This is a genomic window from Microbacterium sp. NPDC059771, from assembly GCF_042732495.1.
Taxonomy (GTDB): Bacteria; Actinomycetota; Actinomycetes; order Actinomycetales; family Microbacteriaceae; genus Microbacterium; species Microbacterium sufflavum.
Map to the genome: position 1 here is coordinate 1,476,472 of NZ_JBHWHK010000001.1, position 13,159 is coordinate 1,489,630.

Annotated in this window: 11 protein-coding genes; 9 read left to right on the forward strand and 2 right to left on the reverse strand. The window is 71.8% G+C overall.

The features are described from left to right. The first annotated feature begins 14 nt into the window (after positions 1–14). Complete coding sequence (locus tag ACFV3I_RS07040) at positions 15–1,061, forward strand: winged helix DNA-binding domain-containing protein (protein ID WP_378822624.1); 1,047 nt, start codon at positions 15–17, stop codon at positions 1,059–1,061. 22 nt (positions 1,062–1,083) lie between these two features. Here ACFV3I_RS07040 and hisC read toward each other — a convergent pair whose 3' ends face one another. After that, the gene (gene hisC, locus ACFV3I_RS07045; RefSeq protein ID WP_378803528.1) at positions 1,084–2,184 is read right to left on the reverse strand and encodes a histidinol-phosphate transaminase; all 1,101 of its coding nucleotides are present in this window, start codon (positions 2,182–2,184) and stop codon (positions 1,084–1,086) included. Positions 2,185–2,328: 144 nt separating this feature from the next. On the opposite strand from hisC, the gene ACFV3I_RS07050 reads away from it, so the two are divergent. From ACFV3I_RS07050 to ACFV3I_RS07070, 5 genes are read left to right on the forward strand one after another with little or no spacing between them, the layout of a single operon-like run. After that, positions 2,329–3,297, forward strand: a complete 969-nt coding sequence (locus ACFV3I_RS07050) for a PDR/VanB family oxidoreductase (protein ID WP_240753157.1) — start codon at positions 2,329–2,331, stop codon at positions 3,295–3,297. A gap of 22 nt (positions 3,298–3,319) precedes the next feature. Next, positions 3,320–4,522, forward strand: coding sequence for a Rieske 2Fe-2S domain-containing protein (locus ACFV3I_RS07055; protein WP_378822625.1), 1,203 nt, complete (start codon positions 3,320–3,322; stop codon positions 4,520–4,522). Between the two features lies 1 nt (position 4,523). Further along, positions 4,524–5,045: a hypothetical protein gene (locus ACFV3I_RS07060; RefSeq protein WP_136035537.1), complete on the forward strand. Its 522-nt coding sequence runs from the start codon at positions 4,524–4,526 to the stop codon at positions 5,043–5,045. Further along, positions 5,042–6,235 (forward strand): amidohydrolase, encoded by a 1,194-nt coding sequence (locus tag ACFV3I_RS07065; protein WP_378822626.1) that lies wholly within the window; start codon positions 5,042–5,044, stop codon positions 6,233–6,235. Before ACFV3I_RS07060 ends, ACFV3I_RS07065 begins: the two co-directional genes overlap by 4 nt. Then, the gene (locus ACFV3I_RS07070) at positions 6,232–7,422 is read left to right on the forward strand and encodes a M20 family metallopeptidase (protein ID WP_378822628.1); all 1,191 of its coding nucleotides are present in this window, start codon (positions 6,232–6,234) and stop codon (positions 7,420–7,422) included. The genes ACFV3I_RS07065 and ACFV3I_RS07070 overlap by 4 nt, the downstream gene beginning before the upstream one ends. A gap of 64 nt (positions 7,423–7,486) precedes the next feature. Here the strand turns inward: ACFV3I_RS07070 and ACFV3I_RS07075 are convergent, their stop codons facing one another. Continuing rightward, complete coding sequence (locus ACFV3I_RS07075; protein WP_136029061.1) at positions 7,487–8,215, reverse strand: FadR/GntR family transcriptional regulator; 729 nt, start codon at positions 8,213–8,215, stop codon at positions 7,487–7,489. 159 nt (positions 8,216–8,374) lie between these two features. Here ACFV3I_RS07075 and ACFV3I_RS07080 point away from each other — a divergent pair, with 159 nt between their 5' ends. The 3 genes from ACFV3I_RS07080 to ACFV3I_RS07090 all read left to right on the forward strand — a co-directional run bounded on the left by ACFV3I_RS07080 (position 8,375) and on the right by ACFV3I_RS07090 (position 13,156). Next, a complete protein-coding gene (locus ACFV3I_RS07080; RefSeq protein ID WP_378822629.1) occupies positions 8,375–10,042 on the forward strand; it encodes a thiamine pyrophosphate-dependent enzyme in 1,668 nt (555 codons plus the stop codon). Between the two features lies 1 nt (position 10,043). After that, the gene (locus ACFV3I_RS07085) at positions 10,044–11,483 is read left to right on the forward strand and encodes an aldehyde dehydrogenase family protein (RefSeq protein WP_247638523.1); all 1,440 of its coding nucleotides are present in this window, start codon (positions 10,044–10,046) and stop codon (positions 11,481–11,483) included. 104 nt (positions 11,484–11,587) lie between these two features. Further along, the gene (locus tag ACFV3I_RS07090; RefSeq protein ID WP_378822630.1) at positions 11,588–13,156 is read left to right on the forward strand and encodes an ABC transporter substrate-binding protein; all 1,569 of its coding nucleotides are present in this window, start codon (positions 11,588–11,590) and stop codon (positions 13,154–13,156) included. Positions 13,157–13,159: the final 3 nt, after the last annotated feature.

Sequence of the window (13,159 nt, forward strand, 5' to 3'; positions counted from 1 at the left end):
GCCATGATGGGGGCATGACTCCCGCGGCCCTGCTGTCCGAGCGCCTCCGCTCCCACCGTCTGACCGCGCCGGCGCCGACGGTCGCCGACGCCGCGCGCCACCTGCTGGCCGTGCAGAGCCAAGACCTCACGGCCGGCCGGTGGGCGCTGGCCTGCCGCGCCAGGGGCGCCGTCCGCCTGCGCGATGTGGACGCCGCGTTCGCCCGCGGGGAGCTCGTGCGCGCGTGGACCATGCGCGGCACGCTGCACACCGTGCCCGCGCGCGACCTCGGCTGGATGCTGGAGGTCACGGCCGAGCGGCAGCGGCAGCAGGCGGCCTCCCGGCAGCGGCAGCTCGGGATCGACGCGGAGGTCACGGCGACCGCGGTGAAGGCGCTCGTCCCGCGACTGCGCGACGGCGGGCTCACGCGGGCCGAGGTCTTCGCGGTGTGGGAGGCTGCGGGCATCGACCCATCGGGCCAGCGCGGCATCCACCTCCTGTTCGACCTGACCATCGATGGGCTCGTGTGCCAGGGGCCGATCGTGCCGCGCTCCGGCATCACGCGCGACCAGCGGTTCGTGCTCGTCGAGGAGCACATCCGTGCGCACGAGCGGCCGGACGACCCGCTGGCCGAGCTGTTCGTGCGCTACATCGACGGACACGGCCCCGCGGGCGTCGCGGACTTCGCGTGGTGGTCGGGGCTCACCCTCGGGCAGTCGAGAGAGGCCGCGGCGCGCGCCGCCGGGCGCGTGACCGAGGTCGCCGAGGGCCTGCTCACCGCGGTCGCGCACCCCCGCCGGGCGCCCGCCGCGCCGTCGGTGCAGGCGCTGCCCGCGTTCGACGAGTACTACATCTCCTACGCCGACCGCACGCCCGTGTGCGACCCGGCGTACCTGGGTCGCGTCGGCCCGGGCAAGAACGGCATGGTGCGCGCGACGATCGTGGAGGACGGGCGCGTCATCGGCTGCTGGACCCACGCGGCCGCCGCGCACACGGCCGATCCCGAGCTGTTCACCGAGCCGGACGACCCCGATGCCGTGAGCGCCGCGCTCGCCCGGTTCGCCGCGTTCATCGACGGCTGACCCGCCCGGAGCGGGCCCGGCGTCAGCCCGCGACCGGCACCGGGGCGAGCAGTGCGGCGATCTGCGGTGCGAGCGCGATGAGGCGATCGTTCGCCTCGGTCTCGGCCACGGTGGCCCGCAGGCCCTCGCCGGGGAACGGGCGCACGAGCAGCCCGTGGTGCTCCAGCAGCTCGGCGACTGCGGCGGTCGTGTCGCCCAGCGGCAGCCAGACGAAGTTGCCGCGGCTCTCGGGCACGGTGATCCCGGCGGCGGCGAAGGCGGTGACGACGCGCTCGCGCTCCTGCACGAGGGCGTCGACGCGCTCCTGCAGCTCGTCCTCCGCAGCGAGGGAGGCGACCGCGGCGGTCTGGGCGAGGTTCGTGACGCCGAACGGGATGGCGACCTTGCGCAGCGCGATGCCCAGCTGCTCGGGGGCGATGGCGTAGCCCACCCGCATGCCGGCCAGCCCGTACGCCTTCGAGAACGTGTGCGCGACGGCCACGTTGGGGTAGCGGCGGAAGTACTCGATGCCCACGGGCGAGTCGGCGCGGTCGTTGAACTGCACGTACGCCTCGTCGATCACCACGACGATGTGCGCCGGCACCTGCGACAGGAACCGGTCGAGCTCGGCGTCGCCGACGGTCGTACCGGTCGGGTTGTTCGGGTTGCACACGAGGATCAGGCGCGTGCGGTCGGTGATGGCGGCGAGCATGGCGTCGAGGTCGTGGCGGTGGTCGGCGGTGAGCGGCACCATCACGGGTACGGCTCCGGCGGCCCTGGCCAGCATCGGGTACGCCTCGAACGAGCGCCAGGCGAACAGCACCTCGTCACCCTCGCCGGCGGTGGCCCGCATCAGCTGCGACACGACCTCGACCGAGCCGCTGCCGAGCACCACGTTGACGGGCTCGACACCGAAGCGCGCGCACAGCTCGGTGGTGAGGGCGGTGGCCGCGGTCTCGGGGTAGCGGTTGATGGTGGCGAGCTCGTCGGCGATCGCGGCGGTCACCGAGGGGAGCGGGGGATAGGGGTTCTCGTTCGACGAGATCTTGTGCACGGGCCCGGTGGTCTCGGTCTGCGGTGCCGCCTTGCCCGGCTTGTAGCCGGGGATCGCGTCCAGGTCTCCCCGCAGTCTCAGCTCCGACATCCGATGGCCCTTCTCTCGTGTGCGCTCCTGCGGCCGTGTCCGTTTGACAGGCCCGAGCGGACTTCATACTATCGCAATTGAATATAAAGAATGTTGTCAATCCGATCCGCGGCGATCGGATGCGACGGAAGGAGCGGAGCGAGGGTGCCCCACACTGCGGTCGATTCCCCGGAACAGCGCCTCGCCCTGCGCGTGCGCGCCATGCGCCAGGAGGCGAAGGACGTGCTGTCCCTCGAGCTCGACGACCCCACCGGCGCCGAACTGCCGGCCTGGGAGCCGGGAGCGCACATCGACCTCCGCTTCGCGAACGGCGTCGAACGCCAGTACTCGCTGTGCTCCGACCCCGGCGACCGCACCGCCTGGCGCATCGCGGTGCTCGCCGAGAGCCCGAGCCGCGGCGGCTCCCGCTACGTGCACCAGACGCTGCGCGTCGGTGACCCCGTCACGGCCTCCGCCCCCATCAACCACTTCGCACTCGCGCCGGCGGACGACTACGTCTTCGTGGCCGGCGGCATCGGCATCACGCCCATCCTGCCGATGCTGCAGGAGGCCACCCGCCGGGGCGTCCCGTGGCGGCTCGCGTACCTCGGCTCGGCGGGGGAGCGCATGGCATTCCTCTCCTCGACCCAGCTCGCGGGCGGCGAACTGCTGCTCGTGCGCGGCGACGTCGACGACCGGCTCGACCTGGCCGCCTGGATCGGTGCGCCCTCCGCCGAGACCGGTGTGTACGCGTGCGGTCCGGAGCGCATGCTCGATGCGCTGGAAGAGCTGAGCGCCGGATGGCCGCGCGGGGTGCTGCACGTCGAGCGCTTCCAGGCGAAGACCTTCGGCGAATCGCAGGGCGCCGAGTCGTTCGAGGTGGTCGCCAGCCGGTCCGACCTCGTCGTCACGGTGGACCGCGGGTGCAGCATCCTCGAGATGCTCGAGAACGCCGGTATCGGCGTGCCCAGCTCCTGCCTGGAGGGCGTGTGCGGCACGTGCGAGACCGCCGTCGTCGACGGGGCGCCCGAGCACCGCGACTCGATCCTCACCCCCGACGAGCGCGAGAGCAACGAGACGATGATGATCTGCGTCTCCCGTTCGCTCGGCGACCGTCTCGTCCTCGACATCTGACCCCCCCACGAACGGAGCGACCATGGACACCGGAACCGCATACGGGCTGCGCCTCGGGCAGCCGCTGAACGAGCTCGCCCAGGTGGGTCCTGGCACCCCCTACGGTGAGGTGCTGCGCCGCTACTGGCACCCGGTCGCGAAGGTCGAGGATGCGACGACACGACCCCTCTCGCTGCGCGTGCTGGGCGAGGAGCTCGTGCTGTTCCGCACCCGCAAGGGCAAGGCGGGTCTGCTGCACCCGCGCTGCATCCACCGCGGCGCGTCGCTGTTCTACGGCGGGGTCGAGGACGAGGGCATCCGCTGCTGCTACCACGGCTGGGTGTTCGACACCGAGGGGCACTGCCTGGAGCAGCCGTGCGAGCCCGACCTGGGACTGCACCGCGATCGCGTACGTCAGCCGTGGTACCCCGTCGAGGAGCAGTACGGCCTGATCTGGGCCTACATGGGCCCGCCCGACAAGAAGCCGGTGCTGCCGCGCTACGACACGCTCGAGGAGCTGGCCGCCGACGAGCAGCTCATCGTGAACGACCAGGGCGTGGGCGGAGGCGGCCCGGCACAGCTCGACTTCAACTGGCTGCAGCACTGGGAGAACGTGATGGACCCGTTCCACGTGCCGATCCTGCACGCCCGGTTCAGCGGCAACCAGTTCACGCCGGAGATGGCGCTGATCCCCGAGGTCGAGTACGAGTACACGCCGCTGGGCGTTCGGAGCATCCAGATGCGCGACCTCGGCGACGGCCGGCAGCTGCGCCGCGTGACCGAGGTGATCTTCCCGAACCTGCGCGTGGTGGCGAGCCCCAAGCTCGCCTCCGGACAGACGAACATGATCGGCTGGGTGGTGCCGATGGACGACACCAACTTCCGCATCTTCACGGTCGCGCGCGACAGCGACCCCGACTTCCTCACCAAGCTGCGCTCCACCCACGAGGGCAAGCCGTGGAAGGAGCTCACCGACCTGGAGCACCAGCGGCTGCCCGGCGACTACGAGGCGCAGAAGTCGCAGGGCGCCATCTCGCTGCACTCCGAGGATCACCTCACCACCACCGACCAGGGCATCGCGATGATCCGGCGCATGATGGCCAAGCAGCACCGGGCCGTGGCGGGCGGCGGCGACCCGGTGGGCGTGTTCTTCGACGAGTCGGAGCGGCTGATCCGCATCGAGAGTGGCAACTACTTCGAGGGCGCGCCCGACGCGCCGCTGCTCGCCGACGCGGTGGACGACTGACATGGCCAAGTACACGGCGCGGCCGCCCCGCGGGGACCGTCCGGTCCTCGTGCTGGGCATCAGCGACGTCGTCGTGATCGAGGGCGAGCCGGCCGTGCCGGTGAGCACGCACCACCTGTCGGCGTGGGGGCGGTGGGTGCGCGACGTCGCCATCCCCGACGCCGCGGCGCAGCGGCTGCACGAGCTGGCGGAGCACTTCGACATCGTGTGGGCGTCGGAGTGGGGCCACAACGCGCACACCGCGTTCCGCGAGCCGCTCGAGCTGCCGGAGGAGCCGTGGCCGTTCCTGCCCGTGCAGTTCGACAAGCTCGCGCACATCCGCCGGTACGCGGACGGTCTGCCGTGGATCTGGGTCGACGATCCGCTCGTCGACCTGAGCGGCGAGCCGCCCCGGTGCGACGACGGCATCGTGGTGCGCGTGGACCCGGCCGCCGGCATCCTCAGCCTGGACGTCGACGAGCTGCTGACGAAGACGCGCGAGCTGGTCGAGCGTCGCGCCGAGGAAGACGAGGAGAACGCATGACGGATGCCGTCGCGATCGTGGGAGGGCGGGTCGTCACGGGCCTGGGCGAGGAGATCGAGAGCGGCACCGTGCTGCTGTCCGACGGGCGCATCGAGGCCGTCGGCACAGGGCTCGCCGTGCCCGAGGGCGCCCGGGTGATCGACGCCGCCGGATGCTGGGTGCTGCCCGGCCTCATCGACCCGCACAGCCACATCGGCGCGCACGAGGAGGCCAACGGCCCCGCCGGGTTCGACGGCAGCGAGGTCTCGTCGCCGGTCACCGCCGGCGTGCGGGCCATCGACGCCGTCAACATCGAGGACATCGCCTTCCGCGACGCGCTCGCCGGTGGCATCACCGCCGTGGTCGTGAAGCCGGGATCGGGCAACCCGATCGGCGGGCAGAGCGTCGCCATCAAGACGGCGGGAGGGCGCTCGGTCGACGAGCAGGTGATCCGCGCGGCGCTCGGCATGAAGTCGGCGCTCGGCGAGAACCCCAAGCAGGCCTACGGGGAGCGCAAGCAGCTGCCGTCGACCCGGCTCGGCATCGCCCTCGTCATCCGTCAGGCGCTGCACGACGCGCAGGACTACGCGGTCCGGCGTGACAAGGCCCGCGCCGACGGCACGCCGTTCGCCGTGGACCTCGGAAAGCAGGCGCTCACGGAAGCCCTCGACGGCACGCTCACGTGGGAGCAGCACGCGCACCGGCACGACGACATCGCCACGGCGCTGCGCATCGCCGACGAGTTCGGGCTGCGCCTCGTCCTCAATCACGGCACCGAGGCGCACAAGCTCGCCGGCATCCTCGCCGCGCGCGACGTGCCCGTGATCTACGGACCCATCCTGTCGAGCCGCTCCAAGGTAGAGGTACGCGAAGCCGATCCCGCGAACCTCGCCGCGCTCGCCGCGGCGGGTGTGCGCGTGGCGCTCACCACCGACCACCCGGTCGTGCCCATCGGCCTGCTCGCGATGCAGGCGGCCGTGGCCGTGCGGGCCGGGCTGCCGAGGGAGACCGCGCTCGCGGCGATGACCTCGACGGCCGCGGCCATCGCCGGCATCGACGACCGGGTCGGCGCGCTGGAGCCCGGCCGCGACGCGGATGTGGTTCTGTGGACCGGAGACCCGCTCGACGTCGCCTCGACCGTGCGGGAGGTGCTCATCGACGGGCGCACGGTGTACTCGGCGCCATCCGCGGCGCAGGAGGGGAACGGATGACGCTGCACGACGACGCCGCACGCCTGCAGCCGGAGCTGGTGGAGCTGCGCCGTCGTCTGCACCGCATCCCCGAGCCCGGGTTCGACCTGCCGCTGACGCAGCGCGCCGTGCTCGACGCGATCGACGGCCTGGGCCTGGAGATCACGACCGGATCGGACCTCAGCTCGGTCACGGCCGTGCTGCGCGGCGCGACCGACGGCCCGTCCGTGCTCCTGCGCGGAGACATGGACGCGCTCGCCATCGTCGAGGAGACCGGCCTCGAGTACGCGTCGGCGAACGGGGCGATGCACGCGTGCGGGCACGACCTGCACGTGGCCGGACTCGTGGGGGCCGCACGCCTGCTCGCCGGGCGGCGCGACCGCATCGCCGGCTCCGTCGTCTTCATGTTCCAGCCCGGCGAGGAAGCGGGCGGCGGGGCTCCGCTCATGATCCGCGACGGCGTGCTCGACGCCGCGGGCACGCGGGTCGAGGCCGCCTACGGCATCCACGTGGGTCCGGGCGCGCGCGGCACGTTCCAGCTGAAGTCCGGGACGATCATGGCGGGCGCCAACGTGCTGCGGGTGCGCGTGCACGGGAGGGGAGGGCACGGGTCGAGGCCGCAGCAGGCCGTCGATCCCGTGCCCGTGGTGGCCGAGCTGATCCTCACCCTGCAGTCCTGGGTCACGCGCCGCATCGACGTGTTCGATCCCGTGGTGCTGTCGGTCACGACGCTGTACGCGGGGGAGATCACGAATGTGATCCCCGAGGACGCGGGCTTCGCGGCGACCCTGCGCACGCTGTCCGAGGCGTCGATCGCGCAGGCGCAGGCCGAGCTCCCGCCGCTGATCGAGCGCATCGCCGCGGCGCACGGCTGCACGGCCGACGTCGAGGTGATCGTCGGCTATCCGGTCACGGTCAACACGGTCGAGGAGACGGCGGCGGCGGCAGCGGTGCTCCGCGCCGAGTTCGGCGAGGACCGCGTGGAGGAGATCGATGCGCCCTGGATGGCGTCGGAGGACTTCTCGTTCGTGCTCAGGGAGGTGCCAGGCACGTTCCTGTTCCTGTGCGCGACCCCGCCGGATGTGGACCAGGACGACATCCCGATGAACCACTCGCCGCATGCGCGGTTCGACGACGCGGTGCTGGGCGATCAGGCCGCGGCTCTCGCGGCGCTCGCCTGGCGCCACGTCGGAGTCGGCGACGCGTAGGCGCCCGTCGTCTCGTCGCCGGGGTGCTGCCTGAGTGAGCGGAGCGAGACGAGGGGCGCGCGTGTCAGCGACCGAGCGTGCGGTGGTCCAGCACGGCCTTGCGGCCGACCTTCACATCGCCGGAGCGGATCGCGTCGATCAGGGCCTCGTGGATGCGCAGGCGCTCGTCGGTGTCCTGCCGGAAGCCCGGCACGGCCAGGGCGTCGTCGGTCGCGGCCCCCGCGGTCTCACCCTCGATGTAGTCGACGAGGTTGAGGTAGAACGTGCGCAGCACGGCGTTGGGGGAGATCTCGGCGATCCGCCGGTGCAGCCGCCAGTTGCCGTGCAGGCCCTCGATGGGGTCGTGCCAGTGCTCGGTCAGCTCCGCCATCACGGCTTCGAGATCGGCGATGTCGGCGTCCGTGCGGTGCTGCACCGCGTCCTGCATGACGGCCTCGTCGAGCGCGTCCAGCACCTTGATCACGTCGTTCACCGGAGCGCCGGTCTGCCGCAGCCGCAGCACGCTGTGCGCGAGGCGGATCAGCGGGGACTGGTCGGCGACGAAAATGCCGCCACCGGGACCCGGGCGCAGATCGACCGAGCCGCGCGCCCGCAGCACCCGCAGCGCCTCGCCGAGCGTGGCCGGCGCCACACCGAACTGCTCGCACAGCTCCTGGCGGGTGCCGATGCGATGACCCGGCTCGAGACCCTCCGTCTTGATCATCGCCTCGACCTCGGTGACCACGCGGTCGGCGACGGACTGCGCGGGCGCGACGCGCTGGAACGTGCGCGCTTCTTCCTGGGTGCTGGCCACGGGGATCCTTCGGTCGGAGCGGGGCTGTGGAGCGGATCTCTCACATCCTAAGGAGCGCCTGCCGCGCCGGGGCGGTGGCGGCGGGCGATTCTCCTATTTGCAGTAATTGAATGTATCTAATACAGTCAATCACGCAATGCTGCTCACGAGAGGAAACAGATGACCGACCCCACCGGTGGCGATCTGCTCGCAGACTCCCTCATCAACCAGGGAGTCTCACGGATCTTCGGCATCCCGGGCGTCCAGCTCGATGCCGCCGCAGACGCCCTCCACGCCCGCACCGACCAGGTCGACTTCATCTGCGCGCGCAACGAGCAGGCCACGACCTACATGGCGGACGGCTACGCGCGGAGCACCGGCGACGTCGGTGTCGCGATGGTCGTGCCGGGCCCCGGCGTGCTCAACGCCCTCTCCGGCGTCGCGACCGGCTACTCGGCCAACTCGCCGATGCTCCTGATCGCGGGGCAGATCGACTCGCAGGCCATCGGCCGCGGACTCGGCGCCCTGCACGAGATCCCCGACCAGACGGGCATCCTGCAGCGACTCACGAAATGGACGGGCACCGCCCGCTCCGCCGATGAGATCCCCGGGCTCGTGCGCGAGGCGTTCACGCAGCTGCGCAGCGGCCGCCCTCGCCCCGTCGCGCTCGAGGTGCCGCCGGACGTGCTGGCCGCCACCTCGCGTGCCGTCGCGGCCGAGCGTGTCGCCGACGCGCCCCTCGTGCCGGAGGAGCAGCAGATCCGCGACGCCACCGCCCGCCTGCTCGCGGCCAAGCGCCCGATGATCGTGGTGGGCGGGGGAGTGCTCGCCGCGAACGCATCGGTCGCCCTCCAGGCACTCGCCGAGGCACTGGAGGCCCCCGTGCTCATGACCGAGAACGGCCGCGGTGCGCTCGACGCCCGCCACCGTCTGGCCTTCGACGCGCTCGCCCTCCGCGCGTTCCGGGAGGACGCCGACCTGGTGCTCGCCGTCGGCACGCGCTTCGTCTCGACGTTCGGCACCCAGGTCGACACGAACGGCGCCCCCGTGATCCTCGTGAACGCGGAGGCCGCCGACCTCGAGGGCCCGCGTGCCGCCGCGCAGACGCTGCACGCCGATGCCCGCCTCGCCCTCGCCGCCCTGGCCGCCGAGGTCGGCACCCCGGCGCGCGACTCGCGGGAGAGCGAGTTCGCCCGCGTGCGCACCTGGCTCGCCGCGCAGTTCGCCGACATCGCCCCGCAGCGCGAGTACCTGTCCGCGATCCGCGGCGCGCTCCCCGAAGACGGCGTCTTCGTGAGCGAGTTCACGCAGGTGGGCTACGCCGCCAGCGCCTGCTATCCGGCGTACCAGCCGCGCACCTACATCGGCCCCGGTTACCAGGGCACGCTCGGCTACGGCTTCGCCACGGCCCTCGGCGTCAAGGCGGCCGACCCCGACCGCGCCGTCGTGTCGGTGAACGGCGACGGCGGCTTCTCCTGGACGCTGCAGGAGCTGTCCACGGCCAAGCGCTACGGTCTCGGCCTCGTGACGATCGTGTTCCACGACGGGTTCTACGGCAACGTGCGCCGCATCCAGAAGAACCGGTACGGGGCACGCTACTTCGCCAGCGACCTCACCAATCCGGACTATGGCACGCTCGCGGAGGCGTTCGGCATCCGCTCCGCACGGGCCACCACCCCGCAGGAGCTCTCGGGGGTGCTGGCCGACGCCGTGCCCGCGAACGAGCCGATCCTCATCAACGTGCCGGTCGGCGAGTTCCCGTCGCCGTGGCACCTGATCCACGAGGGTGTGCCGCGCCCGGCGCCGCTCGCCCCCGATGCGCATCTCGTGCGGCAGGCGGGGGTCTGACATGGTCATCGGGCACGACATCGCCGGCATCAGGGAGGATGCCGCAGGGCAGGCCTCGATCGATGTCGTCAGCCCGGCCGACGGCACCGTGATCGGTGCCGTCGTGGCAGGCGGCCCCGCCGATGTGGATCGTGCGGTGGCTGCGGCCGCGGGCGCGTTCGGCACCTGGTCGACGACGCCGATGTCGCAGCGGATCGCTCATGTCGAGGCGCTCGCCGAGGGGTTGGCGCGCCACCGTGAGCTGCTCGCTGCGACGTTGAGCGCGGAGATGGGCTCGCCGATCGCGTTCGCGCGCTCCGCGCAGGTGGGGGTCGCGATCGCCGACCTCGCCCGGCTGGTCGAGGCCGCCCGCGCGCACGTCGAGCGCGAGGCAGTCTCGAACTCCCTCGTGGTCGCGGAGCCGGTCGGTGTGGTCGCCGCGATCACGCCCTGGAACTTCCCCCTGCACCAGATCATGCTCAAGGTGGGCGCCGCGATCCTCGCCGGCTGCACCGTGGTGCTCAAGCCCAGCGAGGTCGCGCCGCTGAACGCCGCGATCGTGGGCGACATCCTCCGCGAGACCGGGCTGCCGGCCGGCGTCGTGAACATCGTGCACGGCGACGGCGCCGGTGTCGGCTCGCCGCTGGTGGCGCACCCCGGCGTCGACATGGTCACCTTCACGGGTTCGCGCCAGGTGGGGGAGCAGGTGGCGCGCGCCGCCGCCGCGACCATCAAGAAGGTCGCGCTGGAGCTCGGGGGCAAGTCGGCGGCGATCGTGCTCGACGACGCGCCGCTGGACGAGTCTGTGCGGGGGGTCCTCGCCTCGTGCTTCGCGAACGCCGGACAGACCTGCGCGGCGCAGACGCGCGTGCTGGTGCCGGAGGGCATGCGGGAGGCGTGGGAGCGCGCGGCCGTCGAGGCCGCGGCGGGCTGGGCGCCCGGCGACCCGCGCGCGGAGGGGACGGCCACCGGGCCGGTCGCCTCGGCGCTGCAGCGCGAGCGGGTGCGGTCGCACATCGAGACGGCGATCGCCGAGGGTGCGCGCGTGCTGACCGGCGGCCTCGATATCGTCGAACCGACGGCCGGCGGCGCCTACGTGCAGCCCACGATCTTCGCCGATGTGACACCCGACATGAGGATCTTCCACGAGGAGGTCTTCGGTCCGGTGCTCACGATCACTCCGTACGCCACGGTCGATGAGGCTGTCGACCTGGCGAACGACAGCGTGTACGGCCTGTCGGGCGGCGTGTGGTCGAGCGACCCTCGACGCGCCCTCGAGGTCGCGCTGCGCATGCGCACCGGCACCGTCGGCATCAACGGCGCCGGGCTCGACGTGGGGGCTCCCTTCGGGGGGTACAAGCAGTCGGGCGTCGGCCGGGAGTGCGGCGTGCACGGCTTCGAGGAGTTCCTCGAGCTGAAGTCGGTGATGGGCGCCGCCGCCCTTCTCGACGACCACTCGTGACCGGTAACAAACCCGAAACACCGCCGACACGAGGCAATAAAGAGCAATTCATAATATTCAATGAGTTGGAACCCGCCCGAGGGTTCCGTGAAGAGAGGACACCCATGAGACGCAGCATCGTAGCCGCGGTCGTCGGCGTGACGGCACTCGCCCTGACCGGCTGCGCCGGCGGGGGAGACGGGTCAGGAGGCGGAGCGGTCGAGAAGGCCACCATCGCCATCGCCGCCGACCCGGGTTCGCTCAACCCGATCACGAACGCGACGCAGGCGGGGCAGGAGGTCTCGGCCTACCTGTACGAGACCCTCATGTCGTTCGCCCACGGCAAGGACGCCGAGGGCCTGCTCGCCGAGAGCTGGACGGAGTCGACGACCGAGGTGTCGTTCGTGCTGAAGGAGGGGATCGTCTGCACGGACGGCTCCGAGCTCACCGCCTCCGACGTCAAGGCCTCGTTCGACTACGCCGCAGACCCCGAGACGGCATCGCCCTACTCCGGCGTCTACTTCCCCGCCGAGGGCCTGACCGTCGAGGCCGACGACGCCTCGCGCACCGTCACGTTCACCAGCGCGCAGCCGCAGAGCTTCCTGCTCAGCAACATCGGCCAGATGCCGGTCGTGTGCGCAGCCGGCATCGAGGACCCCGCGTCGCTCGACTCCACCCCCGTCGGCACCGGCATCTACACGCTCGAGGACTCCTCGCCCGGGCAGACCTACACGCTCGCCCTGCGCGACGACTACACGTGGGGTCCCGGCGACGTCACGAGCGACACCGAGGGGCTGCCGAAGACCGTCGAGCTGGAGGTCGTCGACACCGAGCCCACGCGCGCGAACATGCTCCTGTCTTCCGAGATCAACGTCGCCGAGGTCGGCGGCACGGATCGCGACCGGCTGGAGAGCGGCGATCTGTTCACGATCGACGTGCCCGCCCGTCCCGGCCTGATGTTCTTCAACCAGTCGGAGGGACGCCCGACCAACGACCTGCTGGTGCGGGAGGGCATCGCCGGCGGCATCGACCGCGACGAGGTCGCCTCGGTCTCCACCGGTGGTCGCGGCGAGCTGATGACCTCGCTCGTCTCGTCGTTCACCGCGGTGTGCGTCGGGGCGGATGCCACCACGTCGCTCATCGGCTACGACGCCGACGCGGCGGCCGCATCGCTCGACGAGGCAGGCTGGACCGTGGGCGCCGACGGGGTGCGGGAGAAGGACGGCGCGAAGCTGGAGCTCACCTTCGTCTACCCGTCCACCGAGGCGCAGTCGGTCGTGGCCGGCATCGAGCTCATCCAGCAGCAGTTGGGCGAGATCGGCGTCGAGGTCACTCCGGCACCGTCGTCGTCGTACACCGACGTCATCTTCCAGGGCGGCGACTGGGACCTCATCTGGGCCCCGATCTCCACCACGCTGCCCTCCACCTGGGCCGGCATCCTCTCGGGTCCGTTCCCCCCGGACGGCGGCAACTGGACGTACAACACCAACCAGGAGTTCTTCGACCTGACGGCCGAGGCGCAGCAGCTGGCGGGCGAGGACAGCTGCGACGCGTGGACCGCCGCGCAGGCCTCGGCGATCGGTAACCTCGAGGTGATGCCGTTCGCGGAGTCCACGAGCACGCTGTACGGAGCGGGCGTGGAGTTCGAGGTCACCACCAACGGACTGCTGATCCCGACGAGCCTCCGAGGCTAGGAG

Bases quoted from the DNA above. Each gene is read 5' to 3' on its own strand.
- ACFV3I_RS07070 (WP_378822628.1), top strand. From the start codon at position 6,232: ATGACGCTGCACGACGACGCCGCACGCCTGCAGCCGGAGCTGGTGGAG.
- ACFV3I_RS07060 (WP_136035537.1), top strand. From the start codon at position 4,524: ATGGCCAAGTACACGGCGCGGCCGCCCCGCGGGGACCGTCCGGTCCTC.
- ACFV3I_RS07040 (WP_378822624.1), top strand. From the start codon at position 15: ATGACTCCCGCGGCCCTGCTGTCCGAGCGCCTCCGCTCCCACCGTCTG.
- hisC (WP_378803528.1), bottom strand. From the start codon at position 2,184: ATGTCGGAGCTGAGACTGCGGGGAGACCTGGACGCGATCCCCGGCTAC.
- ACFV3I_RS07090 (WP_378822630.1), top strand. From the start codon at position 11,588: ATGAGACGCAGCATCGTAGCCGCGGTCGTCGGCGTGACGGCACTCGCC.
- ACFV3I_RS07085 (WP_247638523.1), top strand. From the start codon at position 10,044: ATGGTCATCGGGCACGACATCGCCGGCATCAGGGAGGATGCCGCAGGG.
- ACFV3I_RS07055 (WP_378822625.1), top strand. From the start codon at position 3,320: ATGGACACCGGAACCGCATACGGGCTGCGCCTCGGGCAGCCGCTGAAC.
- ACFV3I_RS07080 (WP_378822629.1), top strand. From the start codon at position 8,375: ATGACCGACCCCACCGGTGGCGATCTGCTCGCAGACTCCCTCATCAAC.
- ACFV3I_RS07065 (WP_378822626.1), top strand. From the start codon at position 5,042: ATGACGGATGCCGTCGCGATCGTGGGAGGGCGGGTCGTCACGGGCCTG.